The 24,642-nt window shown below is 69.0% G+C and carries 24 protein-coding genes and 1 pseudogene; 7 read left to right on the forward strand and 18 right to left on the reverse strand.

Annotated features, from left to right (window positions below; genetic code table 11):
• Positions 1-250 precede the first annotated feature (250 nt).
• The 3 genes from ABD378_RS23440 to ABD378_RS23450 form a co-directional block, all read right to left on the reverse strand.
• Positions 251-982, reverse strand: a complete 732-nt coding sequence (locus ABD378_RS23440) for an aggregation-promoting factor C-terminal-like domain-containing protein (RefSeq protein ID WP_453086954.1) — start codon at positions 980-982, stop codon at positions 251-253.
• 409 nt (positions 983-1,391) lie between these two features.
• A complete protein-coding gene (gene phoH2 / locus ABD378_RS23445) occupies positions 1,392-2,714 on the reverse strand; it encodes an RNA 5'-3' helicase PhoH2 (protein WP_344523345.1) in 1,323 nt (440 codons plus the stop codon).
• Between the two features lie 341 nt (positions 2,715-3,055).
• Positions 3,056-3,817 carry an isoprenyl transferase gene (locus ABD378_RS23450; RefSeq protein WP_344523347.1) on the reverse strand — a complete coding sequence of 254 codons (762 nt, stop codon included), beginning with the start codon at positions 3,815-3,817 and terminating at the stop codon, positions 3,056-3,058.
• A 152-nt stretch (positions 3,818-3,969) separates the two neighbouring features.
• Here ABD378_RS23450 and mgrA point away from each other — a divergent pair, with 152 nt between their 5' ends.
• Entirely contained in the window at positions 3,970-5,007 is a 1,038-nt protein-coding gene (mgrA, locus tag ABD378_RS23455) for an L-glyceraldehyde 3-phosphate reductase (RefSeq protein ID WP_344523349.1), read from the forward strand.
• A 64-nt stretch (positions 5,008-5,071) separates the two neighbouring features.
• Here mgrA and ABD378_RS23460 read toward each other — a convergent pair whose 3' ends face one another.
• On the reverse strand, positions 5,072-5,557 hold the full coding sequence (locus ABD378_RS23460) for a hypothetical protein (RefSeq protein WP_344523351.1): 486 nt from the start codon (positions 5,555-5,557) through the stop codon (positions 5,072-5,074).
• A 415-nt stretch (positions 5,558-5,972) separates the two neighbouring features.
• On the opposite strand from ABD378_RS23460, the gene ABD378_RS23465 reads away from it, so the two are divergent.
• Positions 5,973-6,347, forward strand: a complete 375-nt coding sequence (locus ABD378_RS23465; RefSeq protein ID WP_344523353.1) for a DUF192 domain-containing protein — start codon at positions 5,973-5,975, stop codon at positions 6,345-6,347.
• A gap of 205 nt (positions 6,348-6,552) precedes the next feature.
• Here ABD378_RS23465 and ABD378_RS23470 read toward each other — a convergent pair whose 3' ends face one another.
• Positions 6,553-6,891, reverse strand: coding sequence for a winged helix-turn-helix transcriptional regulator (locus tag ABD378_RS23470; RefSeq protein ID WP_344523601.1), 339 nt, complete (start codon positions 6,889-6,891; stop codon positions 6,553-6,555).
• A 151-nt stretch (positions 6,892-7,042) separates the two neighbouring features.
• Here ABD378_RS23470 and ABD378_RS23475 point away from each other — a divergent pair, with 151 nt between their 5' ends.
• Positions 7,043-8,212: a winged helix DNA-binding domain-containing protein gene (locus tag ABD378_RS23475; protein ID WP_344523355.1), complete on the forward strand. Its 1,170-nt coding sequence runs from the start codon at positions 7,043-7,045 to the stop codon at positions 8,210-8,212.
• A 55-nt stretch (positions 8,213-8,267) separates the two neighbouring features.
• Here the strand turns inward: ABD378_RS23475 and ABD378_RS23480 are convergent, their stop codons facing one another.
• Positions 8,268-9,023 (reverse strand): class I SAM-dependent methyltransferase, encoded by a 756-nt coding sequence (locus tag ABD378_RS23480; protein WP_344523357.1) that lies wholly within the window; start codon positions 9,021-9,023, stop codon positions 8,268-8,270.
• Between the two features lie 231 nt (positions 9,024-9,254).
• Between ABD378_RS23480 and ABD378_RS23485 the strand changes: the two genes are divergently transcribed.
• The 3 genes from ABD378_RS23485 (at position 9,255) to ABD378_RS23495 (ending at position 10,793) form a co-directional block, all read left to right on the forward strand.
• Positions 9,255-9,611 carry an antibiotic biosynthesis monooxygenase family protein gene (locus ABD378_RS23485; RefSeq protein ID WP_344523359.1) on the forward strand — a complete coding sequence of 119 codons (357 nt, stop codon included), beginning with the start codon at positions 9,255-9,257 and terminating at the stop codon, positions 9,609-9,611.
• A gap of 172 nt (positions 9,612-9,783) precedes the next feature.
• A complete protein-coding gene (locus tag ABD378_RS23490) occupies positions 9,784-10,329 on the forward strand; it encodes a hypothetical protein (protein WP_344523361.1) in 546 nt (181 codons plus the stop codon).
• The gene (locus ABD378_RS23495; RefSeq protein WP_344523363.1) at positions 10,326-10,793 is read left to right on the forward strand and encodes a hypothetical protein; all 468 of its coding nucleotides are present in this window, start codon (positions 10,326-10,328) and stop codon (positions 10,791-10,793) included. The genes ABD378_RS23490 and ABD378_RS23495 overlap by 4 nt, the downstream gene beginning before the upstream one ends.
• Positions 10,794-11,009: 216 nt before the next feature.
• Here the strand turns inward: ABD378_RS23495 and ABD378_RS23500 are convergent.
• From ABD378_RS23500 to ABD378_RS23555, 12 genes and pseudogenes are all read right to left on the reverse strand, one after another.
• Positions 11,010-11,177: pseudogene (locus tag ABD378_RS23500) on the reverse strand (Scr1 family TA system antitoxin-like transcriptional regulator); the annotation flags it as partial.
• Between the two features lie 2,428 nt (positions 11,178-13,605).
• Complete coding sequence (locus ABD378_RS23505) at positions 13,606-14,268, reverse strand: OmpA family protein (protein ID WP_344523365.1); 663 nt, start codon at positions 14,266-14,268, stop codon at positions 13,606-13,608.
• A 3-nt stretch (positions 14,269-14,271) separates the two neighbouring features.
• Positions 14,272-14,874 carry a hypothetical protein gene (locus ABD378_RS23510; protein ID WP_344523367.1) on the reverse strand — a complete coding sequence of 201 codons (603 nt, stop codon included), beginning with the start codon at positions 14,872-14,874 and terminating at the stop codon, positions 14,272-14,274.
• A gap of 32 nt (positions 14,875-14,906) precedes the next feature.
• A complete protein-coding gene (locus tag ABD378_RS23515; RefSeq protein WP_344523603.1) occupies positions 14,907-15,515 on the reverse strand; it encodes a pilus assembly protein TadG-related protein in 609 nt (202 codons plus the stop codon).
• Positions 15,512-15,700 carry a hypothetical protein gene (locus tag ABD378_RS23520; RefSeq protein WP_344523605.1) on the reverse strand — a complete coding sequence of 63 codons (189 nt, stop codon included), beginning with the start codon at positions 15,698-15,700 and terminating at the stop codon, positions 15,512-15,514. The genes ABD378_RS23515 and ABD378_RS23520 overlap by 4 nt, the downstream gene beginning before the upstream one ends.
• A 493-nt stretch (positions 15,701-16,193) precedes the next feature.
• Positions 16,194-17,084: a DUF5936 domain-containing protein gene (locus ABD378_RS23525; RefSeq protein ID WP_344523369.1), complete on the reverse strand. Its 891-nt coding sequence runs from the start codon at positions 17,082-17,084 to the stop codon at positions 16,194-16,196.
• 15 nt (positions 17,085-17,099) lie between these two features.
• Positions 17,100-18,044, reverse strand: coding sequence for a type II secretion system F family protein (locus ABD378_RS23530; RefSeq protein ID WP_344523371.1), 945 nt, complete (start codon positions 18,042-18,044; stop codon positions 17,100-17,102).
• Positions 18,044-19,402: a TadA family conjugal transfer-associated ATPase gene (locus ABD378_RS23535; RefSeq protein WP_344523372.1), complete on the reverse strand. Its 1,359-nt coding sequence runs from the start codon at positions 19,400-19,402 to the stop codon at positions 18,044-18,046. Before ABD378_RS23535 ends, ABD378_RS23530 begins: the two co-directional genes overlap by 1 nt.
• A gap of 10 nt (positions 19,403-19,412) precedes the next feature.
• Positions 19,413-19,751, reverse strand: coding sequence for a TadE/TadG family type IV pilus assembly protein (locus tag ABD378_RS23540; RefSeq protein WP_344523374.1), 339 nt, complete (start codon positions 19,749-19,751; stop codon positions 19,413-19,415).
• Between the two features lie 146 nt (positions 19,752-19,897).
• Positions 19,898-21,520, reverse strand: a complete 1,623-nt coding sequence (locus ABD378_RS23545) for a CpaE/TadZ family protein (RefSeq protein ID WP_344523376.1) — start codon at positions 21,518-21,520, stop codon at positions 19,898-19,900.
• Positions 21,521-21,612: 92 nt separating this feature from the next.
• The gene (gene cpaB / locus ABD378_RS23550) at positions 21,613-22,332 is read right to left on the reverse strand and encodes a Flp pilus assembly protein CpaB (protein ID WP_344523378.1); all 720 of its coding nucleotides are present in this window, start codon (positions 22,330-22,332) and stop codon (positions 21,613-21,615) included.
• A gap of 119 nt (positions 22,333-22,451) precedes the next feature.
• A complete protein-coding gene (locus ABD378_RS23555; protein ID WP_344523380.1) occupies positions 22,452-23,357 on the reverse strand; it encodes a hypothetical protein in 906 nt (301 codons plus the stop codon).
• Between the two features lie 236 nt (positions 23,358-23,593).
• Here ABD378_RS23555 and ABD378_RS23560 point away from each other — a divergent pair, with 236 nt between their 5' ends.
• Positions 23,594-24,607, forward strand: coding sequence for a chitinase (locus ABD378_RS23560; RefSeq protein WP_344523382.1), 1,014 nt, complete (start codon positions 23,594-23,596; stop codon positions 24,605-24,607).
• The last annotated feature ends 35 nt before the right edge of the window (positions 24,608-24,642 follow it).

Below are 24,642 nucleotides of genomic sequence, written 5' to 3' on the forward strand. Positions count from 1 at the left end.
GCCGACCGCCGCGGCTTCACACCGTCGTCCTCAGGACCGGAATCGGGGTCGTCGCGCCCCATCCGCTCGCCCATCTGAGACAGTCCGGCACCGAGCCGGCCGATCCACCCTGGCACTCGCGACATGATCCGTCCTCTTCCCCCGTCTTTCCCCACCACTCCCCCCTGGAAGTTGTCGGACTGACCGTACACGGCTGAGACCCCCCACCGAAGGACGGTGAGGGGCCTCTGAAGGTTGAGCGATACGCGGCTCAGTACCAGTTGTTCGCCTGCCAGAAGTTCCAGGCACCGCACGGGCTTCCGTAGCGGTCGTTCATGTAGCCGAGGCCCCACTTGATCTGCGTTGCGGGGTTCGTCTGCCAGTCGGAACCGGCCGAGGACATCTTGGAGCCGGGCAGCGCCTGGACGAGGCCGTACGCACCCGAAGAGGGGTTGCTGGCCTTGTAGTTCCAGGTGGACTCGTGGTTGACGATGTTGCTGAAGCACTGGAACTGGTCACCGGGGACCATCTGCCGTGCCATCGCCTGAACCTGCGAGACGCTGTACGAGGACTGCGGGGCGAAGTCAGAGGCGTCGCGCGCGGAGGAACGGCTGGCCTTGGTCTCGGCCGCCTCCTCGCGCTCCTTCTTGGCTGCCGCCTTCTCCGCCTTCTCGGCGGCCTCGGCCTTCTCCGCTGCCTTCTGCTTCGCGATCGCCGACTCGGCGGCCTGCTTGCGCGCCGCCTCCGCCGCGGACTTCTTCGCGGCGGTGTCGGCAGCCATGGCCTGTGCGTCGGCCTGCTGCGTCAGGGACGCGGTCTGCACCTGGGCCTGCTGGCCCGCGGGAATGTCTGCGAGGAGAGTCGCGTCGCTTGCCGCCGCCTCGAAGTCGTTGTCATTCGAGGCGCCCGGGGTGCTGCCCGAGGCGACACCGACGACAGCGCCAACAGTGGTGACCGCGGTGGCAGATGCCACGGCGAATCCCCGGACCGAAATCCGGCTCACACGGTTTCCTTCCAGCATCGCCCGCATAGGTGACCTCGCGGACGCAATCGTGCCCCTGGACGCTGGCCTCCGCTTGGTTCTCGGTCACGGGAGGCACGGGCCCGGTGGGCAACTCCCGTGAAGGGAGCGCCACGTGGTGCTCGGGCGGCATGCGACGGCCACTATGAAGTTCTGGTGTTTCCGGTTTGCAGTACCGCTGGGGGTACAGGTGTGTCGCATGCGGGGCCTGACAGGACCCAGACTCTGCCCCAGCCGGATGCCGCAAGGCAATTCTCCGTTGCGTGTGAAAGCTCACACCTCGTTTGCCCCAGGAGTTTTTCGGAAAAGGGCGAACGCCACGACGCCGCCCGACTAGGCTCCTTCGCTTCGCCGGGCGGCGCCAACTACCGCGTAACCAGAGTGAACTGGTTCAGATCGACCCTTCCTCCAGCATTTCGGTCACGAGGGCCGCGATCTGCGAACGCTCGGAGCGGGTGAGTGTCACGTGGGCGAAGAGCGGATGGCCCTTCAGCTTCTCGACGACGGCAACTACCCCGTCGTACCGCCCCACTCGAAGGTTGTCGCGCTGGGCGACGTCATGGGTGAGCACGACCCGGGAGTTCGCCCCGATCCTGGACAGAACGGTCAAAAGGACGTTCCGTTCCAGGGATTGGGCCTCGTCCACGATCACGAACGCGTCGTGCAACGAGCGCCCGCGGACATGAGTGAGCGGGAGCACTTCGAGCATGCCGCGCGCCGTCACCTCCTCGATGACCGCCTTGCCCGCGACCGAGCCGAGCGTGTCGAAGACCGCCTGGGCCCAGGGGCCCATCTTCTCGGCCTCGGTGCCGGGCAGATAGCCGAGCTCCTGCCCGCCCACCGCGTACAGCGGCCGGAAGACCATCACCTTCTGGTGCTGCCTGCGCTCCAGGACGGCCTCAAGTCCCGCACAGAGCGCGAGAGCCGACTTGCCGGTGCCCGCGCGCCCGCCCATCGACACGATGCCGATGTCCGGGTCGAGCAGCAGATCCAGCGCGATGCGCTGCTCCGCACTCCTCCCCTTGATGCCGAAGGCCTCACGATCGCCGCGTACGAGACGGACGTTGCCCTCGGCCGTGACGCGGCCAAGGGCCTTGCCCTTCTCGGACTGGATGGTGAGGCCCGTGTGGACGGGCAGGTCTGCCGCCTCGGGGACGTACAGGGTGTCTTCCTCGAAGAGGAGGTCCACCTGTTCGCCGGAGAGGGTCAGTTCGGACATTCCGGTCCAGCCGGAGTCCGTGATGGCGAGCTCGGCGCGGTACTCCTCCGCGAGGAGGCCGACCGAGGACGCCTTGATCCTCAGGGGCAGATCCTTCGACACGACGGTGACGTCGTATCCCTCTGCCTGGAGGTTGCGCGCGACGGCGAGAATCCGTGAGTCGTTGTCCCCCAACCGGTAGCCGGCCGGAAGCACGCCGGGATCGGAGTGGTTGAGCTCGACGCGCAGCGTGCCGCCCAGATCGCCGATCGGGATCGGCGCGTCAAGGCGACCATGCCTGACCCGGCAGTCGTCAAGCAGGCGCAGGGCCTGCCGGGCGAAGTAGCCGAGTTCGGGATGGTGCCGCTTCGCCTCGAGCTCCGTGACCACGACGACGGGCAGCACTACTTCGTGCTCGTCGAAGCGGTACATGGAGTTCGGGTCTGCGAGCAGAACGCTGGTGTCGAGAACATAGGTGCGCCTGTCGGGCATGCGGCGCTTTGTGCTGGTCACCACGGAAGGACGTACCCCCTCGGATGAGGTCGGGGAGCGACGGGAAGGACACCGGGAGAAGTCCGGACCGGTCTCGTGCCGCAGTGCGCGGGCCGAGCTCCGGCCCTCCACTTCGCCCGTACTCACCGCACGGTCGTCCTGGTGCAAAGGGCCTCCCGGGCGGACGGCCCCATGCCGCCCGCTGAGATACGACATCCGTGAATCGGATGTCGACCTGGAAGGCTTATTCCCTCGAACACGTGCAGCCATGCCAGGGCATATGACGGCGCGTCCGTGAACTCTGGGTTACTCGCGCCTCACCAACACGAGCACCTCGGGGGCGCCTCGGGGCACCTCGTGGGGTGTCAGCCGCCGTAACGCCGGTGCCGGGCCGCGTAATCACGCAGCGCACGCAGGAAGTCCACCTTGCGGAAGGCCGGCCAGAAGACTTCACAGAAGTAGTACTCGGAGTGGGCCGACTGCCAGAGCATGAAGCCGGACAGGCGCTGCTCACCACTCGTTCGGATCACCAGGTCGGGGTCCGGCTGGCCGCGCGTGTAGAGGTGCTTGGAGATCAGGTCGACGTCGACGGTCTCGGCGACGTCCTCCAGGCTCGTGCCCCTCTCCGCGTGGTCAAGGATCAGCGAGCGGACCGCGTCGGCGATCTCCTGGCGCCCGCCGTATCCGACGGCCACGTTGACGAGTATCCCGGCGTTCCCGTGGGTGGCCTGCTCGGCCTCCTTCAGGACGGCCTGGGTGCGGGAGGGCAGCAGGTCCATCGTGCCCACGTGGTGCACGCGCCAGCGGCCGTCGGCGGCGAGGCTGCGGACCGTGTCCTCGATGATGCCGAGGAGCGGGATCAGCTCCTGCTCCGGGCGGTCGAAGTTGTCCGTCGACAGCATCCAGAGGGTGACGACCTCGACGTCCGTCTCGGCGCACCAGCCGAGGAACTCCTCGATCTTGTACGCACCCGCCTGATGGCCCTGTTCGGTGGTCCCGCCGGACGCCTTGGCCCAGCGCCTGTTGCCGTCGAGGATGACCCCGATGTGCTTGGGCACCTGGTCGTGGTCGAGGCGGCCTTCCACCCGGCGTGCGTAAAGTCCGTACACCAGGTCGCGCAGGTTCACTTCTGTCAGCCCCTCATGCAGATGGCAGTCCCCGAAGGCGAAAGCCTACCGCTGTGAGGGCGGGCTTCCGCCCTCGGGTGAGCGGGCCCGTACCCCTCGGATGATCCGGGGCCGACCCTCGGAAGATCCCGGGCTGAAGTAGCTTCGTACCCATGAACGACACGTCTCTGTACCGAGCGGCAACGGACCGTTACAGCACCATGGAGTACCGGCGCACGGGCCGCAGCGGCCTGAAGCTGCCCGCCGTCTCCCTCGGCCTGTGGCACAACTTCGGCGACGACAAGTCCCTGGAGAGTCAGCGCGCGATCCTGCGCCGCGCCTTCGACCTGGGCGTCACTCACTTCGACCTGGCGAACAACTACGGCCCGCCTGCCGGGTCGGCCGAGCTCAACTTCGGCAAGTTGTTCGCCCAGGATTTCGCACCGTACCGCGATGAATTGGTCATTTCGACCAAGGCGGGCTATCTCATGCACCCCGGCCCGTACGGCGAGTGGGGTTCGCGCAAGTACCTGCTGTCGTCCCTCGACGCCTCGCTGAAGCGGATGGGCGTCGACTACGTCGACATCTTCTACTCGCACCGCTTCGACCCGGAGACCCCGCTCGAGGAGACGATGGGCGCGCTCGCGTCCGCCGTGCAACAGGGCAAGGCGCTGTACGTGGGCGTCTCCTCCTACAACAGCGAGCAGACCGCCGAAGCGGCGCGGCTGCTGCGGGAGATGGGCGTGCCCGCGCTCATCCACCAGCCCTCGTACTCGATGATCAACCGCTGGACCGAGGACGACGGCCTGCTCGACACCCTTGAGGACGCGGGGATGGGCTGCATCTCCTTCGTGCCGCTCGCGCAGGGCCTGCTCACGAACAAGTACCTGAAGGGCATCCCGGAGGGTTCGCGTGCCACGCAGGGCAAGTCGCTCGACCCGGACCTCCTGAGCGGCGAGGTCGTGCGCCGCCTCAACGGCCTGAACGACATCGCGGCGCGCCGCGATCAGTCGCTCGCGCAGCTGGCGCTCAACTGGGTCCTGCGCGACGAGCGGATGACCTCCGCGCTCATCGGCGCCTCCAGCGTGAAGCAGCTGGAGGAGAACGTGGCGGCGCTGGCGGGTCCGAAGCTCACGGACGAGGAGCTCACCGAGATCGACACGTACGCGGTCTCCACGCCCGGCACCAATATCTGGGCCGGGCGGGGCTGACGACTGCTGCTCCCGCTTGAGGTGACGCTGCTCCCCTTTATAGGGGGCCTTGCGGGCGGCGCGTCTAGAGGGTGGTGCGCGGGCGCTTGAACCAGGCGCCCGCGGCACCCTGCGCGAGCAGGATGACGGTGGCTATCGAGCCGAGCAGGCCGAGGATGCCGCCCGGATTGCCGGAGGCGAGGCCGCCGACCCCGAGGGCGATCTGCACGCTCATCAGGACGATGCACGTCACGCGCACGCCGTTGCCCGCGTTCTTGAACGTAAAGGCGAAACCGCCGACGACCAGAAGGCACAGGCTCACGCCCGCCGCCGCGCCTGCCGTCTCGGGGTCGCCCGAGGCCGCGAGCCCGACCACTCCGAGCAGGGTGAGCCCGCCGAGCACCCACACGACTATCTGCGCGGCGCGGACGATGCCGGGCATGGTGAGCGGGGCGACCGGGCCATAGCCATATCCGTACCCGGGGTCCTGAGCCGGACCGGTGTAACTGGGGAGGCCCGGCTGGGGGTTGGCCTTCGGGTCATGGGGCGGTGGGGGGAACTCGTTCGACATGTCCCTGACCATATCCGGAGGGGTCGGCTCCGCGATGGGGCGGTCTGCCGTGCGGACGGGCGCGGGATCCGGCGTGCGGCGGGCGTGCGGCATCAGCCGTCCAGCGTCCGGGCACAAAAAATCGGGCCGGTCCGTGGGGGGGAGACGGACCGGCCCGAGGGGGGGTTTCCACCATAACCCTTCGTAAGTGATGCTGCGCGCATCGGCGTGCCACAACTACTCTCCGAGACCGGCTGACGACTCCGGGCCCCTGTTCCCCCACCGGATTTCGGCCCCGTCGACAGATTTCGGCCTCGCGCGGCGGTAGCCCATTGGAGCGATGGGGGGCAGGGCGCTCACTTGACGGGTCGGACGCGTGACCCGGCGGGCGGGCGGCTTGACCCGACGGGCGGGCGGAGCGCTAGCTTCGGCTCGCATGGCGACACTTCTCCTCCCGACCGGACGGACGCTCCCCCTGGAGATCGCGGAGTCCGCCGGTGCACGCCGGCGCGGGCTGCTCGGCAGGGACGGGGTGACCGGGGCGCTGCTCCTGACCCCGGCGAGCAGCGTGCACACGGTACGGATGCGGTTCGCCGTCGACGTGGCATATCTGGACCGGAGGCTGCGGGTGCTGTCCGTGCGGACGATGCGTCCCTGGCGGATCGGGCGGCCCAGGCTGCGGGCCCGGCACGTCCTGGAGGCGGAGGCCGGTGCGATGGACCGGTGGGGCGTGCGCCGAGGTGTGCGGGTCGAGGTGCGGTCCGGCGGCCTCGACGGCCCCGGCAGCCTCGAAGACTCCGGCGGTAAATGAGGGCGCGCGGAGCCGCGCAGCCCCCTCCACCGCGCGGCACCGCACACGTGGCTTTGCTCACGCGAATTCGCCTTGGTCTGAACTTACGTGATTCGTGAGGCTGAATCGAGTCGGTGCCGATAACGATGCGGAATCAACGCCACCTGTTTCGGGATCACTTGGCTAACGATCGGCGCACCGGGCAACCATCGGCCCTGTTTTCACGTCAGGCGGCTTTGCCTTCCCTGTTGGCCACCAGCTGCTGCATGTGCTCGTCGCCCCACACCCCCAGGGGGATCAGCGCCTCGTTCAGGGACAGGCCGAGGGGGGTCAGCGAGTACTCGACCTTCGGCGGGACCTCCCGGTACACCTCGCGGTGCACGATGCCGTCGGACTCCAGCTCGCGGAGCTGCTGGATGAGCACCTTCTCGCTGATTCCGGTGATGTGCCGCCGGAGCTCGCCGAAGCGGAGCGTCGTGCCCGCGTACAGCGCCCAAAGGATCATCGGCTTCCACTTGCCGCCGACGACGTCCACAGCCGCATCAAGACCACAGGCGTACAGCATCTTGGACGCCTTGGACGCCTTGGTCGTCTTGGTCTCCGTGCCACCCGCCGGGCCGCTCCCCGAATTACCCTCCGCGCCGCTCTTCGGCATGGTCCACTCCTCGTGTCCGCAGAGCCACTGACCCGATCGACAGTACCGAAGGAGACCACCGATGACCGTCGCCGCCATTTCGTGGAGCGCTGCCAACGCCCGGCGCATGGAGCGGCAGTTCCTGCGGACTCCGGCGAAGCCGGGCGAGGCGGGACCCGGCGATGTGGTCGACGCGATGCTCGCCGCGCAGGCGCAGGTGCCCTCCGCCGCCGAGCTGTCCGTGGGGCTGCGGATGGACGGGGCGACGCGGCAGGACGTACGCGACGCGCTGTGGGGCGAGGAGCCGAGCCTGGTCAAGACGTTCGGGCCGCGCGGCACGATCCACTTCCTGCCTGCCGCCCAACTCCCCATGTGGACGGGCGCGTTGTCCGCGGTCCCGGCCGGACCGAGCCCATTCAAGGCGGGCGACCGGCTGACTCCGGCCCAGACGGACGAGATCGTGAGCGCGATCGGCGCTGCCCTTGACGGGGCCCGGCTGACCATCGACGAGCTCAGCGATGAGGTGGTGGCGCGTACGGGGCCCTGGGCGGGCGACCTGGTGATGCCCGCCTTCCAGGGGATGTGGCCGCGCTGGCGCTCGGTCATGCATCTGGCGGGCCACCGCGGGGTGCTGTGCTTCGCGCCGAACCGGGGCCGCAAGGTGACGTACACGCGCCCGCCGACCTCCGGGGAGCCGCCTCTCCCTGCCGAGGTGGCTACGGAGCGCCTGGTCCGGCGCTTCTTGTACGCGTACGGGCCCGCGACGCCGCGCGAGTTCGCCAAGTGGGCCGCTGCGCCGGGAGGTTGGGTTGCCGACGTCTTCGCGTCGCTGGCCTCCTCCGGGGAGATCGAGGCGGTGGAGATGGACGGGGAGCCGTCGGCGTGGGTGGTCGCGGGCGACACGGACTTCCCGGGGGAGCCGGTGCGGGGCGTCCGGCTCCTCCCGTACTTCGACGCGTACGTGATCGCCTCGCACCCGCGCGAGCGGCTCTTCCCTGGCCGGGCCTACGAGCGGGCGCTGGCCGGGGGCCAGGCGGGCAACTTCCCCGTGCTGCTGGTCGACGGAGTCGTGGCAGGCGTCTGGCACCAGCGCCGCTCCGGCCGCCGGATCACGGTCACGGTGGAACCACTCGCCCCGCTGAGCACGGGACAGGAGCGGGAGCTTGCGGGGCAGGTGGAGCGTGTGGGGGAAGTGCTTGAGGGGCGTGCGGAGTTGGTGGTGGGGGCGGTGAGGGTGGGGGCACATGCGTAGCTCCGCCGGGGCGCCAGCGCTTGCGGGTAGGTCCGCCCCCGCCCCCCCCGGGGCGTCAGCGTTTGCGGGCGTCGAAGAGGTGTCGCGTGCTGTGGGCCACGAACGGGCCCTCCGCCTCGATCTGTTCGTGCAGCTCCCGAAGCCGCGGCCAATACCTCTCCACCGTGAAGTCCGGCACCATCCACACGACCTTCCGCAGGAAGTGGACGACGGCCCCGATGTCGTAGAACTCGATCCGAAGCCGCTCGGCCCGCAGGTCGACGATCTCCAGGCCCGCCGCCTCCGCCTCGGCGCGTTCGAGGTCGGGGTGACGTCCGTTCCGTACGGAATCGGGCTGCGGCCCCAGGAAGTACTCGACGACCTCGAAGACGCTGGCGGGACCCACATGCTGGGCGAAGTACGTCCCGCCGGGACGCAGCACGCGCGCGATCTCGTCGAAGCGCGCCTTCACCGGATGCCGGCTGGTGACCAGGTCGAACGCCTCCGCCGCGAACGGCAACGGCGCGTCCTCCGGCGAGGCCACGACCACCGCGCCCCGCGGATGCAGCAACGCGGTGGCCTTGGCGACGTTCGGCGCCCACCCCTCCGTGGCGACGGCGAGCGGCGGCAGCGCGGGCGCTGAGGCGAGGACTTCGCCGCCGCCGGTCTGGATGTCGAGGGACGCGGTGGCGTGGCCGAGACGCTCCCCCATGACGTGAGCGTACCGCCAGGAGGGCCGCTCCTCCGTGGCCCGCCCCTCGAACCAGGAGAAGTCCCAGCCCTCGGTCGGGGCCGACTCCGCTTCCGTCACAAGTGTGTCGAAACTGCTCATGGAGCGATCTTCGCATCGCACAGGCCTCCGACTCACGCCCATTACTCCGGAGGCGGTCTGCGTCAGCTCATCGGCTGATCAGCGGCTGATCAGCGTCAGCTCAGCGGCTACTGGCCCAGCATCTCTTCGCCCACTCCCCCGGGATCCGCGTCGGGCCACCACCGAGTCCGCCCCCTGTATGACCAACTCCCCTTTATCCGGGCTTAATTAGGACACTTATAGGGTCCGATCATGACCACAGAGAGCCAGCAGCCAGTGGAATCGTCGGACCCGTCCTCGTCCGTCACCTTCATCAACATCTTCGAGATCGCCCCCGAGGACGCCGACGCCTTCGCCGAGAAGTGGGAGCAGCGGGCCGCGATCATGAGCAAGAAGCCGGGTTTCATCGACACCCGGCTGCATCGCGCCCAGTCCCCGGAAGGGCGCTTCCAGCTCGTGAACGTGGCCCACTGGGAGAGCCAGGAGGCATGGGAGGCGGCCGGTGCCGACCCCGCGTTCGCGGACCGTGCGAACGCCGCGCGGGACTCGAAGGAAACGCCGGTGACGGCGAACCCGGGGCTGTACGACGTCATCGTCACGTTCCCCTGACCGTGCGCCCCGGCGGCAGGCGGGCCAATGGAGCAGCGGCGCACCGGAGCGGGCCCCCGCGCCCCCTCCCCCCCCCACCCCCACACACCACAACCCTCACGAATGCGCAGGTCAGAGTCGCTGAGCCATCGAGTACGATCTTTGGCGACCAAAATTATTCATGGGGGAACGCATGCGCCTCAGCTCGACGAATCGCATCGTCGGAGCCGTACTCGTCCTGTCCGCCACGCTGGTGGCCACCGCCGCCCACGCGAACGCCGCACCCGCAAACGCCGACGCCTCGCCCACCGCGAAGCCAGACGTATCGACCAGGGCCGCGGTCGGCAAGTACAGCAAGCTCATCAACAAGTCGCAGCAGAGCAACTACACGAACCAGAAGGACGAGATCGCCCGCTGCACGGCCCAGACCAAGGGCATGACCTGCATGATCAACAAGACGGCGTCGGCGACGCGCACCATCGACGCGGGGTTCGGTCTCAGCCGCGGCGCCGTCGCGGGCAGCCTGAACATCAGCCAGGCCAAGACCCAGTCCGTCGCCGTGACGTGCAGCTCGCCGGTGAAGAAGGGCCACTCGCTCGTCGCCTACCCGATCGGCACCCGGTACAAGTACAAGATCGAGAAGCACATCACCACGCCTCTCGACTACAAGGCCGGCACGAGCGGGTGGAAGCACGCCTTCAACCCGGCGCCCGCGAAGGTGAGTTGCAAGGTCAAGTGAGTGCCTTCCCTGACCGAGCCATGCCCACCCGGCGCGGCCCGCGCCCCGCACCGGCCCGCCGCGCCACGGCGGGGGCCGTCGCCTTGGCCTTCGCCGGGGCCGCGATGCTGCTGAGCGGGTGCGGTACCAACGACGACGCGGACGAGCCCGACCACGTGCCGGTCTCCTCGTTCGTGGGTCAGACCGTGGCCCAGGTGGAAGAGGGTCTGCCGTCGGCCTCGTCGATGGTGTCGTACGACCTGTCCAAGCCGGTCACCGGCGCCAAGGCGACGTACGGCACCGCGAAGGACGAGGGGACGCACGCCGACTGGATCGTGGTGGTGGCGTGCGCGGACACGAAGAACCTCGAGGACGACACTCACCTCGCGGCCGGTGTCCTGCGCGCGGACGCGTACACGGACGCCGTCGCGCGGAAGGCCAAGGACCATGCCTTCGATCGCTACTTGGCGGAGTGCGGCAAGTAGCTTGCCGCCGGTGACCGCCGGTGACCTCCGGTAGATGCCGCTAGCCGCCGGTGGCCGCCACTCCGCGGATCACCTGCTCGGCTTGCTCAGCCGAGCAGGTGATCCGCCTTGCCTGCCTTGATGTCCCGGATCAAGGTCCGGAGGGCCTCCGCGGAATCCGGCTCCCTCGCCGCGGAACGGCTCTTCCCACGTGATCTCGGGCATGGCGTTTCCCCCTCACGGGTTGGTGGCGATGTCGCGGATGAAGTCGCGCGATGCCTTGGGCGACAGGGCGATGCGCTCCATCCAGTCGAGATGCGACCGGTGCTTGGACAACTGCCCCTCTTCGCCCAGGAATTCGGGGCGGCCGTGCGAGCTGTCGACCTGAACGGTGGGGGTTCGGGGAGGCGCGAAGTGCCTTCCCCTGGGGCTCCGCTGGGGCGGACTCGGGGACGGCCCCGTCCGGGAGCCAGGACTGACCGTCGACTGCAGCGTTGCTGCACCGGCGGCTTGATTGGCACCGGGGCCGGACTCTCGACCACTGCCGTCGGGTCATCGGGTCTGACTGCCGGGTGCGGACCGGTTCGTCGAGGGGGCCCGGGGGGCAGGACGTGCGCGGTCGCTCCGGGGATGGGCGCCGGTCTCGTCAAGCGGCTGCCGACCGGGTCTTCCGGGGTGACCGTCAGGGGATTGCGTGCTGTGGCGGGGGCTTCGCTGCACCGGCGGTGGTGTTGGTACCGGGGCCGCCCGGTTGTCCTGAGGTTGGCGGTTCCGGACCGGGAGTCAAGGGCGCTCCTGCGTCGCGTCGGCTGCGCCGATTCCGCTTCGCTCCACCCTTGACACCCGTCCCTCCACCGCGCGAGGGAAGACGACCGGACGGCCCAAGGGGCGAGACTCTCGACCACTCCCGTGGGGTGGTGTGGTGTTCCTGCCGGGTGCGGACTGGTTCGTCGGGGGTGGCCGCCAAGTGGCAGGGGTGCGCGGCCGGTCCGGGGGGGGCGCCGGTCTCGTCAAGCGACCGCCAACCGGATCTTCCGGGGTGGCCGCCCGGGGATGGAGTGCGCGACTGCTCCGGAGATGGGTGCCGGTCTCGTAAGCGACTGCCGACCGGATCTTCCCAAGTAACCGCCCGGGGATGGGGGTGCGCGGCCGCCCCGGGGAGGGGCGCCGGTCTCGTCAAGCGGCTGTCGACTAGTTCGTCGCGGGGCGCCGTCACGGGGAGGGGTGCGCGATGCGGTCCGGGAAAGGGCCCGGGTCTCGTCAAGCGGCTACCGGCCGGATCTTCCGGGGTGACCGTCCGGGGATGGGGTGCGCGGCTGCTCCAGGGAGAGGTGCGGGTCTCGTCAAACGGCTACCGGCCGGGTCTTTCGGGGGTGGTGGTCGTCACGGGGCCGGCCGTGTGCCAACGTCTGCTGCTGGGCGGGGGTTTCATCAAGCGGCTGCCGACCGGTGGTTCTTCCGGCGTGGCTGCCCGGGCAGGGCGCGTGTGAGCGCCGGTATCGGCAGTCCGTGTCGACGGGAGGCGTCTGCCATCAGCGGGCGGGCGGGGGCGGTTCGTCGGTGGCTCGTAGAGCGGAATTGCAAGAGAGTCGCACGATGCCAGGCGTGAGGGGCGGTGTTGGTGAGACTCTTCTGCATCCGGGCTCGCGGGGCACCTACTTTGGCAAAGTTGCGTTCCGGCAGAAGGGGGGCGCACGTGTTTCGCAATGCGCCTTCTCGGAATTAGGTGCCGGACCCCCGGCCCCCCTCGGAGCCCGACGCTCCCCAACCACCCGCCGGGCAGGGGCGCGCCAGTCCCCAACGCCCCCTCCTCCCGGCCAGCTCCAACACCACCATCCGCCCACCTCCTCGCACCGCATCCCCCACACCCCGGCACTGACCGGCGAAAGTCCCCAGCGCTCCCGCTGCCGCTGCGTGACGAGACACGCTCTTCCTGCCGACCACACACGACGGGCCGGTCGACAGCCACTCAACGAGACCCGCACCCACCCCCGGAGCAACCGCGCGCTCTTCCCCTGCTGGTCACCCCGGAAGATCCGGTTGGCAGCCGCTTGATGAGACCGGTGCCCCTCCCCGGAGCGACCGCGCACCCCTGACCCGTGACGGCGCCCTGCGACGAACTAGTCCGCACCCGGCAGGAATGCGGGATGGGCCCACGGCAGTGGTCGAGAGTCCCGCCCCTTGGGCCGTCCGGTCGTCTTCCCTCGCGCGGTGGAGGGACGGGTGTCAAGGGTGAAGCGAAGCGCAATCGGCGAAGCCGACGCGTAGCGCAGCGGAGCGCCCTTTACACCCGGTCCGGAACCGCCAACCTCAGGACAACCGGGCAGCCCCGGTAACCGATTCAGCCGCCGGAGCAGCGAAGCCGCCGCCACAGCACCAAGACCCCGGGCGGTCACCCCGGAAGGTCCGGTCGGTAGACGCTTGACGAGACCGGCACCCCTTCCCGGACCGCATCGCGCACCCCTGCCCGTGACGTGCCCTGCGACGAACCAGTCAGCAGCCGCTTGTCGAGACCGGTGCCCATCCCCGGAGCGACCGCGCACCCCTGACCCGTGACGGCCACCCCCGACGAACCAGTCCGCACCCGGCAGTCAGACCCGACAACCCCACGGCAGTGGTCGAGAGTCCCGCCCCTCGGGCCGTCCGGTCGTCTTCCCTCGCGTGGTGGAGGGGCGGGTGTCAAGGGTGGAGCGCAGCGGAATCGGCGCAGCCGACGCGTAGCGCAGCGGAGCGCCCTTTACTCCCGGCCCGGAACCGCCAACCTCAGGACAACCGGGCGGCCCCGGTAACCGATTCAGCCGCCGGAGCAGCGAAGCCACGCTGCAGTCGACGGTCAGTCCTGGCTCCCGGAAGGGGCCGGCCCTGAGTCCGCCGCACCGGAGCCCCGGGGGAAGGACACCTCGACTCGGCGGTTCTTCTTGCGGCCCTCCTCGGAGCCGTTGTCCGCGATCGGATAGTCCTCGCTGTAGCCACGTACGGAGTAGGTGACTTCGGGGCCCAGGTAGCTGGCCATCTTGTCGTGCACCGCCTCCGCGCGTTCGCGGGACAGCTTCTTGCCGTGGTTGTACGAGCCGAGGTCGTCCGTGAAGCCGAACACCCTGACGTTCGTCGCCTTCTGGGCCTTCGCCTCCTCGGCGATCGCCTTGATCCGCGCGTTCGCCTCCGGGTTCAGCTTGGGGCTGTTCTTGGGGAACAACACCTCCGCCTGCAGCGCGAACTTCACGTCCGTGTTCGTGTCCTCGCGACGCTCCTCGCCGCCGAGGTCTTCGACCACGGACTTGATGTCCAGGACCTTCGCCGGGGCCAGGGTCGCTCCATCAGCCAGCTTCAGACCGGGGCTGTTGGAGTCGACCTCCTGGGGCGGGGTGGAGGTTGTGCTGCCGGGGGGTGCGCTGGGGTCGTCGTCGTCCGCGAAGGCCGGGGCGCCGGTCAGGAGGACCAGGGCCGTGAGGGTGGCTGTGGCCGCGGCGAGGGTGCGTGTTCGTGGGTGGCCCATGGGTCACTCACCCTCGGAGATCTCGATGGAGGCGGGGGGCATCGACCCGACCTGGAAGCTGACTTTGCTGGTCCCCTCGGGGGGAGCGGGGAACTGAGCGAACCAATTGGCCGTATCGCCCTGCTTCACACGCCCATTGAACTTCGTGCACAGGCAACGCCCCGAGGTGTCCCGAAGCACGAGGTACTTCTTCTTCCCGTCGTTGTCCACCAGGCTGGCACCGGACAAGGACCCTCCGTTTGAACGAAGCTCCCGTTCATCACTCGCCCAGTTGGCTCCGAGCCAGGACTGACTGCCATTGTTCGTCACCGTTCCGGAGACGGTGACGAAGCCTCCCCCGTCACGGAGGGCCGAGTTGACCACGACGCTGATGTCGCCGTCTTTGGCCTCTGCCAGGACCTTGTCGGTCTCGGGTGTTTGAGTCTGCTTCTGCTCGTCATCGCCCTCGCCATTCTTGGCCGACGAAGAGGAAGGCGCGCTCTTGTCAGGCTTGTCCTCGTCTCCACCATCACCGCCACCGCAACCGGCCACCGCGAGGACCAGCCCAGTAGTGATCGCCACAGCGGTCATTGCCCTGCGGGTCTTTATGGTGCGCCGAATGCTCATCGGTACAGCTTCCTTCTTTCGTCGGCCACTCATCAGTCAGCCAGGTGGACAGAGAAGAGAACGGAGGCCTCCGGAAGATCGTCCAGATCGAAGTCGTCCGGATCGATCTCGAAAGAGTCGCCGCCGTCGCAGTCGAATTCCACGGCCTTCTCCGGGTCGGCCGAAGGAGCAACATCACAACGCGGCTTGATGATGGCGGTGGCCTCGGCCTGAGCATGCTTGGATTCCGTGCCCGGAATGATCGAGTCGCCTACCGTGTAGTTGGTCTCGATCCTGGCCCAGAAACCCGGATAGCCGTTCACTTCGTCCGGTCCAAAGCCGATGACGGCTGAGTCGTTGTCCGCAGCAAGAGCATCCGCCGCGCCTTCGGCGCCGTCACCGGTGAACTTGTCACCGCCCAGCCAGTCGAGCCAGTCGTCACCCTCGCCGATGGACGCCCCTAGCCCATCAACAAGTTCGTCTCTGGCACCCTGCGCAGCCGCCAGCGCCGCAGCATCAGCAGCGGATTGGGCGCCATTTCGCGCTGATGCGGCTTGAGCGAATGCGAAGAACGCGAACGCAACAAAGAGCAGAATCCCCGTCATCCAGATGTAGATGGGAAGAGTCTGCCCTCGGTCACTGTGCAGGCGGTGCGCAATCAGCCGCCGATCACGTCGTCGACCGCGTCGCCGATCGCCCCGGAGATCAGTCCGTCCAGTCCCAGCTGATCGATCAACGTGAAGATCCCCGCGATCAAAATCATCAACCCCGCATACTCCACAAACCCAGCCCCCGCATCCCGCTCCCTCCCCCGAACCCGGGAAGTCACGGTCACGGTCCAGTCCACCCAGACTCTGAGTACGCGATCCTTCAGCACGACGGCCCCTTCTCTCCCACCCGATACACGTACAGGCACACGCACACGCACCGCCGGCGCAGCCAATTCCGACGCGGCTGTCGTCATAGGCAACGTACGCGAGATCATGTGACCCAACAGCCACTCTCCGCAACCAATGCGGTTTGAGACGCGCAAGTTGGCGAGTTCCCTTCCCCGGCGGCGAGGTCATCACGCACCCCGGGGGCATGTGGCAGAGGTCCGCGACCGGACGGTCGGCGATTCAATGCGTTTCACGACTTCCCCTCCCGCGAGTATCGTGAACTCCCCTTTTGCAAAGGTCAGTCGAGCCCCGGAACCCCGACAGGGGCCACCCCCGGAGTCACCGCGCCCTTCCCGCCCTCCGGGCGACTGTCCCACATTGGGTTGCAGCCGCGAAGAGGTTTCGCTGAGTGGCTTGATACCTGCTCCTGCCGCCAGGCAACCCGCACCGCTCACAGCACCCTCACTTCCCCAGAATCGAGCCGAAGTCGGACCCCGAGCCGAGGAACATGCCCGCCGCGATCAGAATCATCGTGGCCGGAAGCATGAAGACCAGCGTCACCATCGTCGCCTTGGGGATCGTCTTGGCGGCCCGGCGGCGGGAGTTCTGCGCGTCCGTGCGGCGCATGTCCGTGGCGAGCTGGATGAGCGTGTCCGCGATGGGCGAGCCCAGTTCCTCGCCCTGCTGGAGCGCCGAGACGAACTGGGAGACCTGTTCCGAGGCGTTCCTGCGGCGCAGCTCGTCGAACGCCTGGCGGCGGCTGACGCCCATGTCCATCTGGCGCAGCGTGATCCTCAACTCGTCCGCCCATGGGCCCTCGTAGCGTTCCGCGACGCGGTCCAGCGCCTGGCGGAAGCCGAGGCCCGCCGATACCACCACCGCAAGGACGTCCAGGAAGTCCGGCAGCGTGCGGTCGATGACCTCGCGGCGCTCCCGTATCGCCTGCCAGATCAGCGCGTCCGCCGCCGTCACGCCGAAGGCGAAGGTGAGGAGGCCGAAGAGCGATGAGCCGTTTGTGAGGAAGATCAGGCCCATCACGAGGCCGAACGCGCCGTAGACCGCCCGACGCGCCGCATAGCGGTCGATCGTGAGGCCTCCCGGGTTGCCCGCCATGTCGATCCTGCGGCGCTTGGCGTCCACCCGTTTCGGGCCCATCAGGCGCAGGACGAGCGGCGCGAAGCGCATGCCGAGGCGGTCCACCGCCGAGCCGGCCGCCGAGACGCGGGTGGCGCCGATCTCCAGGGCGATCGCCAGGTCCGAAGGGAGCTTCGCCTCCGCGCGGTACATGCGCACGCCTTGACAGACGCCCGCCACGGCCAGCCCCATCACCACGGCCAGAGCCAGTGCCAGCAAGGTAACTCCCCTCCCCTAGACTTCGATCTTGCCCAAGCGTCTGATCACGAAGAAGCCCACCGCGTACAGGCCCAGCGCGATCAGGATCAGCATCTGGCCCACCGGTGAACCCGTCACCCTCGCCAGTGCTCCCTCATTCGAGGAGTTGATGAGGAGCAGGGACCCCAGGCCCAGGAGCGGAACCGTGAACGCCGTCGCATGGACCTCCGAGAGCATCGTGCGGACCTCTCGGCGGGTCTCCTTCCTGTCCTCAAGGGTCTGGGTGAGGTTCCGGAGGGAGTTCACCACCGATCCGCCCGCCTTGTTGGACAGGACCAGGGTCGTGACGAGCACTATCAGTTCGCGGGACGGCAGGCGTTCGGCCAGCTCTCCCAGGGTGTCGTCGATCGAGCGGCCCAGCGTCAACTGGTCCGCCACCATGGACAGTTCCTCGCCTGCCGGCGCTTCCAGTTCCTCCGCCGCCATCGCCAGTGATGTACGTAGCGCCAGGCCCGCCGCCGTCGCGTTCGCCAGGATGCGGGCCACGTCAGGGAGTTGGTTGATGAAGGCTTCGATGCGCTTCTGGCGTTGCCAGTTGAGGAAGACGACCGCGCTCCAGACCGCCACGATGCCCGCGATCGGGCCGAAGAACGGCGCCAGCGTCGCCGCCGCCATCAGCCAGAGCGCGGCGACGACCGCCACGACGTAGACGAAGAACTCGCCCGCCGTCAGGTCGAGTCCCGTCGCCGAGAGGCGCAGGTGGATGGAGCGGCCGAGGCGGGTGCGGCGCAGGCGGCGGTCGACCGTGCCGAAGCGGCGGCCCCGTCCGCCGGTCTCGCCCGTGCCGGGGCCGATCGACAGGCGGTCGACCAGCGCCTGGCGTTGGGCTCGGCCGGATGCGTACGTGTGGATTCCCGCGACGGCTAGTGTGCCGGTCAGGATCGTGGCGCCGAGGGCCAGCAGAGCGGCTTGGTTCTCCATCAGCCGATGGCCTCTCTCGTGTTCAGTACGTCGATCGCCTGGGCCACCCCGAAGCCGGGCGGCACCGGTTCGCCCGCGACGTACAGCCGCTCGGCGACGGAGCGCGGCAGCGGCAGGTGCTCGAAGTAGCCGTGCACGCGGCGGTCCAGGCCGCCGACGCCCGGCTGGCGCGGCACGAAGCGGGTCACCGGGGCGATGCGGAACTGTTCGCGGCCGTGCGAGACGAGGAGGACGATCTCGGCGATCTTGCGGGAGCCGTCCGCGTGCCGGGCGAGCTGGACGACCACGTCCACCGCCGAGTTGATCTGGTCCTTCAGCGCCTCGAAGGGGATCTGCACCTCCGACATCGAGCCGAGGGTCTGCAGGCGCATCAAGGCGTCCTCCGCCGTGTTCGCGTGGACCGTGGCGAGGGAGCCGTCGTGGCCCGTCGACATTGCCTGGAGCATGTCCAGCGTCTCGCCGCCTCGGACCTCGCCGACGATGATGCGGTCGGGGCGCATGCGCAGGCTGTTGCGGACCAGGTCGCGGATGGTGATCTGGCCCTTGCCCTCGACGTTCGGGGGGCGCGATTCGAGGCGGACCACGTGGTCCTGCTGGAGCTGGAGTTCGGCCGAGTCCTCGATGGTGATGATGCGTTCGTGGTCGGAGAGGAGGCCGGAGAGCGCGTTGAGGAGGGTCGTCTTTCCGGAGCCCGTGCCGCCGGAGACGATGATGTTGAAGCGGGCGCGTACGAAGGCGGAGAGCAGGAGCAGCATGTGCTCGTCGAGCGAGCCCAGGCCGATGAGTTCGTGCAGCGTGTACGCGCGGGGGAAGCGGCGGATGGTGAGCGTCGCTCCGGTGAGGGACAACGGAGGGATGATCACGTTCACTCGCTCGCCCGTGGGCAGGCGGGCGTCGACCATCGGGTTCGACTCGTCCACGCGGCGGTTGACCGTGGAGACGATGCGCTCGATGGTCTGCATGAGCTGATCGTTCGACGCGAAACGGAGGGGCAGCTGCTCCACCCTTCCGGCTCGTTCCACGAAGATCGAGTCCGGGCCGTTCACCATGATTTCCGTGATGGAGGCGTCGGCGAGCAGTGGTTCAAGTACGCCGAGTCCCAGGGCCTCGTCCACGACGCGGCGGATGAGCTGGGAGCGCTCGGAGGTCGAGAGGACGGGGCCCTCGCGGCTGATGATGTGGCCCATCACGCGCTCCAGGCGGACTCTGCGGTCCGCCGTGGTGAGGGACGACATCTCGGCGAGGTCGATCTCTTCCAGGAGCTTGGCGCGGTAGACGGCCACGAGGCTGTCGTCGCGGCTCGGTCCGCTGCCCTCGCCGTGGTCGTGCGGGGTCGCTATGCGGTCGCGGAGGCTCATCTTTTCTCTCTCAGCTCCCGTCTTCGTCATCGTCGTCATCGTCGTTGGGCATGGTGGCCGACTTCGTGACGGACCAGCCTGCGTCCACGAAGGGGAGGAGGGTGGGGACCTGGACGGTGACCTCCGCCGTTGTCGTGTCGCCGCCCCCGCTGAGGGCGACCTGCGCGTCGAGGCTGCCGTCCATCGCCGCGAGGCCCGCGGCCTCGCCGCCCTCGCCCTGGGATGCGACGCGCGCTGCCGCGCGGGCGCCTGATCCGGCCTGGTTGACGGCGTACCCGACCAGGCCGAGCTGGATGGCGGCCAGGCCTATGAGGAGCAGGATGGGGAGGAAGCCGGCGAATTCGAGCATGGATACGCCTCGGTCGTCGAAGGGGCGCTTCCTTCTCCGGTGCCGACGCTTCCGGAGGCGATTCAGCCCGTCCGGCGTTTGAGGACGAGCTCGGCGCAGCCGGTGATCGACGGTACGCAGCGCTGCCGGGTCACCCTTCACCGTCCTCACCCTCCCTCACCGTCCTCACCCTCCTTCGCCGCCCCCGCCTCCCCGCTCACGCTCCACCCCGTGTCGATCCCGGGGAAGAACAGCGGGACGTCCGCGTCCACGTGGGCCTTCCAGACCGCCCCGTCGTCCGTGCAGGACACCTCCGCGCCCTGCCACGCCGACGGCAGATGCTCCTTCGCGGCGGACTCGCACGCCGCGGCCCCGCCCTCGCCCACCGCGTACGCGGCCGTCGCCGCCCGCGCCGCCTCGTCCGCGGCGTTTCCCGCGAGGGAGAACGTGTAGCCGTACAGCGCGCACTGCCACAGGAGGCCCATCACGGCGAGCAGCAGCGGGAACATGCCGGCGAACTCCAGGGTGACTGCCCCTCGGTCGCCCCCGACTCGTTTCCGGAGGGTCAGTGCGCCCCGCTTGCCGCTGCCGCCTGATGCCTCCGGGTCCACGAGTCCCAGCTCGCCAGCCAGCGCCCACAGCGCCTGCTTCACCGAGGACTTGCTGTCCAGGTCCTGCATGCGGCCCGCGTCGACCGCGCCCTGCAGCTCCTTGAAGTTCGCGGGGACGGTGGTGCGGGCCACTCGTGTCCCCGTCACCCGTTCCACGAGGGAGGGCTGGATCTCCGCGCCCTTGCCGTGGCGGTTGACGACCGTGAGCGTCTCCTCCGCCTTGCGGATCTGGAGCCGGTCCCACAGGCGCACCATGCGCTTGGCGGCGCGTACGGAGACGACGTCCGGCGTGACGAGGAGGATCGCCTGGTCGGCGAGTTCGATGGCGGCCGCGCTCGCCCCGGTGACGTACGTACCGCAGTCGACGAGTACGACGTCGTAGCGGCTGCGCAGCGCGTTGAGCGTCTGGCGGGCCACCCGGTCGGTGATCTCCTCGCCCCGTTCGCCCTCGCCGGGTGCGAGGAGGAGGCCGATGCCGGTCTCGTGGGTGTAGACGGCGTCCTGGAGCACGCGGGGCGTGATGTCGGTGATCGCCGCGAGGTCGGCGATGGAGCGGCGGAACTGGACGTCCAGGTAGGAGGCGACGTCCCCGGACTGCAGGTCCAGGTCGAGGAGGGCGACGGTGCGGCCGGAGGCCCGTGCCGCGAGGGCGAGTTGGACCGTGGCGAGGGTGGTTCCTACGCCTCCCTTGGCGCCGCTCACCGCGACGACGTGCCCGCCGCCGGGGGTCTCCCCCGGCCCGGTGTAGAGCTCCATGCCCGCGCTGCCCAGGTGCCTGCGCATCCCTGCCGACCAGGCGGCCGCCGCGTGCACGCGCTCGGCGAGGGCGTCGTAGGCGAGGGGGAAGCCGACGATGCCGCGCGCGCCGGAGTCCATCGCGGCGGTGAGGAGGCCGGGGCTGGTGTCGGCGGTGATCAGGACGACGCCGACCGCCGGGAAGCGCAGGACGAGGTCGCGGATCAGGTCGAGGGCGGGGACGGGGCCGATGCGCTCGTGGATGAGGACGACTTCGGGGAGCTCGTCGATGGACTCCGCGCCGAGGCGGGCCAAGGTGTCCAGGAGCGCGGTGGAGTCCGCGAGGGGGAGGGCGGGTTCGGCGTCCGGGAGCTGCCCGACCAGTGTCGAGAGCGCGCGGGCGGCGTCCATGTCCCCTACGGCGGGGAGGATCCGGGTCGTCATACCTGGCACCGCCGGGTAATCGGGTGGGTGAGTGGGAGACATCCGCCGCGCAGCGGCGGTTCAGGCGTGCGTCGCCTCATCCGCGGGGCCCCCTACTTGTCCTCGTCGAGTGTGTAAGTCCGGTCGCCCCGCGGGATGGCGCTCTCCCCGCCCTGCCCCACCAGGGCGAGCCGCACATGCGTGGCGAACGACTCCGCGTACGCCACGCGCTGCGCGTCCGCCGTGTCCAGGGCGAACGTGATCGGCACCGCTTCCGTCTCCGTACGACGGCGGCTGCCCGCGCGATCGTCCTGGTCCGGGTCCAGTGCCGTCAGCTTGCCGACATCGATCACCTTCGCGGACTCGACGATGACCTTCGACTGGTCCTTGGCGTTGTCGGTCTCGGCCTTGAAGGTGGCGTAGATGTTGACCGTCGACCCCGGCGTGATCTTGCCCGCGACGCCCGTCGCCGCGTCGATCATGATGGCGATCTCCTGCTGCCCCGGCGCGAGTTCGGGACGGTTGACGATCATGTCCGTCTGGAGCAGTGAGCCCTTCCGCAGCTCCGTCACCGCGATCTTGCCGCGGACCTGGCTGAGGTCGGTGACCGCGTTGTCGGAGAGCCACCGCTCCGGCATCTCCACCTTCTCGAACTGGTCCGCGCTGAGCTCCTTGTAGGGGGCGATGTCCCCCTTGAGCTTGTACGCGGCCACCTCGGGCCCCACCTTCGAGTTCACGTCCCGGATCACCGAGAGGACGCCCGCGAACGCGCCGAACGCGGCCAGGACCGACAGGACCAGCAGGATGACGCCGCGGCGCTGGCGTGAGTTCATGGACCGGACTACCTCGATCGGGTGCGGTTGGCTACGGACAGTGAGCGACGGACGGTGAGCGGTGTGGCGCGCGTTCGGTTCGGTTGCATGTCAGTTGCGTACGCGAGAGGAGCCGGGCCCTACGTCGCGCCTCGCGGCAGCGCACGGAGAGCGGAAGCAGGAGCGGCGGCGGAAGCCGGCGCCCCACGTTCAGGGGGCGGCGGCAGTGGCGCGGCGCAGAAGCCGCAGCGGTCGCCGATGAGTTCGAGACCGCACCAGTGGCAGTCGTCCCGCCGGACGGACGACACCAGTTGGTAGAGCACGGAGATGTCGGGGATCGCCGCGGCGAACTCGACGAGCTTGCCCGTCGCCCACCAGCGCGCGGACTCCCCCGGAAGGCGGGCCTCCGAGACCCCCTGGGTCCGCCAGGCAGGGGCGAGCGTCTCCGTGACCCAGTCGGACGTCAGTTGCCCGGTGGCGTACAGCAGCTTCGTGCCGAATCCGGGCCCGGGGAGCGTCGCGTCCCCCGTCACCTTGATCAGCTCGGGGCGCGGTGTCGCGAGGACGGCGAACTGGGTCCCCGGCACCCATGACTTGGCGTGCGACTGCAGCGTCACCGGGACCCGGTCGAGCTTCGCCACCGAGCCGAGCAGCGCGCCCGCGTAGATGTAGTGCGAGAGGAGCCGGGCCGCCGACGCGAGCACGCCGGGGCTGAAGTCGCAGATCGACAGCTGGCGGAGCTGCAGCGCGAGGACCGCGAGGCCGAGCGGCGGCAGGTCCGGGCGGAGGATCGCGATGCGGTCGCTCTCCAGGACGGAGCGGATCGCGTACAGGCGCTGTGCGAGGGCGGGCGGCGCCGACGCGGGGCAGAGGACGATCACATAGCCGTGGTGCTCGATGAGCGTGTGCATCTCGGTGAGCGCCTGGTCCAGGGAGTACGTCCGCGGTGACTGGACGGCGCTCTGGAGGACGGCCGCCGACGGAGTGTGCCGGTCGGGCGACGGCAGCACCAGGTCAGGGCCGGTGACGGCTATGGCGGTCGGCATACGTACACCCCCCGGTCTTCGCGCACTTCTGCCTCAGCACCTTATCCAGGTCATCGCCACCTCAACACCCAACTTCCCACTGTTCACGTTGAGGTTGGCCGGTCTCGCGGGGTCCCGGTGATGCCAGAGGTCTTGACAACTCAATTGGTCTGGACCAGCTTGTACGACCAAGCGAGACCAGGCAAGACCAAATGAGAGCTCTCCGAATGCCCCAACTCCCCCCACCGGAGGCAGAAGTGGACCACGCACGCGGCAGGACACGCAGGAAGGCAGGTTCCGTCATCAGTCTGGCAACGGCCCTCGCCCTCGCGCTCACCGGCCTGCTCACCGGCGGCGCCGACGACGCCGACGCAGAGACCCGCGCGGTACCGAAGCACGCGGTGACCGGCTACTGGCAGAACTTCAACAACGGCGCCACGGTCCAGAAGCTGGGCGACGTACAGGACGAATACGACATCATCGCGGTCTCGTTCGCGGACGCGACCGGAACGCCGGGCGAGCTTGCCTTCAACCTCGACTCGGCGGGGCTCGGCGGGTACACCGTCGACCAGTTCAAGGCCGACATCAAGGCCAAGCAGGCGGCCGGGAAGTCCGTGATCCTCTCGGTGGGCGGCGAGAAGGGCGCGGTGTCCGTCAATGACGGTGCCTCCGCGACCGCCTTCGCCGACTCGGCGTACAAGCTCATGCAGGAGTACGGCTTCGACGGCGTCGACATCGACCTGGAGAACGGGCTCAACTCGACCTATATGTCGCAGGCGTTGAAGTCCCTCGCCGGGAAAGCCGGTTCAGGGTTCGTCCTGACCATGGCGCCGCAGACGATCGACATGCAGTCGACGTCGAACGAGTACTTCAAGACGGCGCTCGCCGTGAAGGACATCCTCACGGTCGTCAACATGCAGTACTACAACAGCGGTTCGATGCTGGGCTGCGACGGCAAGGTCTACAGCCAGGGCTCGGTCGACTTCCTCACCGCGCTCGCCTGCATCCAGCTGGAGGGCGGCCTCGCCCCCTCGCAGGTCGGCATAGGCGTCCCGGCATCGGCGAAGGCGGCCGGCGGCGGCTATGTCTCGCCGTCCGTCGTGAACCAGGCCCTGGACTGCCTGGCGAAGGGCACCAGCTGCGGTTCCTTCAAGCCGTCCAAGACGTACCCCGACATCCGGGGCGCGATGACCTGGTCGACGAACTGGGACGCCGCCGACGGCAGTTCCTGGTCCAAGGCGGTCGGACCGCACGTCCACGGCCTGCCGTAACCCCAAAAGACCGCACGTCCGCAGCGCCTCCGCTC

The sequence above is a fragment of the Streptomyces rectiviolaceus genome, from assembly GCF_039533825.1.
GTDB lineage: Bacteria > Actinomycetota > Actinomycetes > Streptomycetales > Streptomycetaceae > Streptomyces > Streptomyces rectiviolaceus.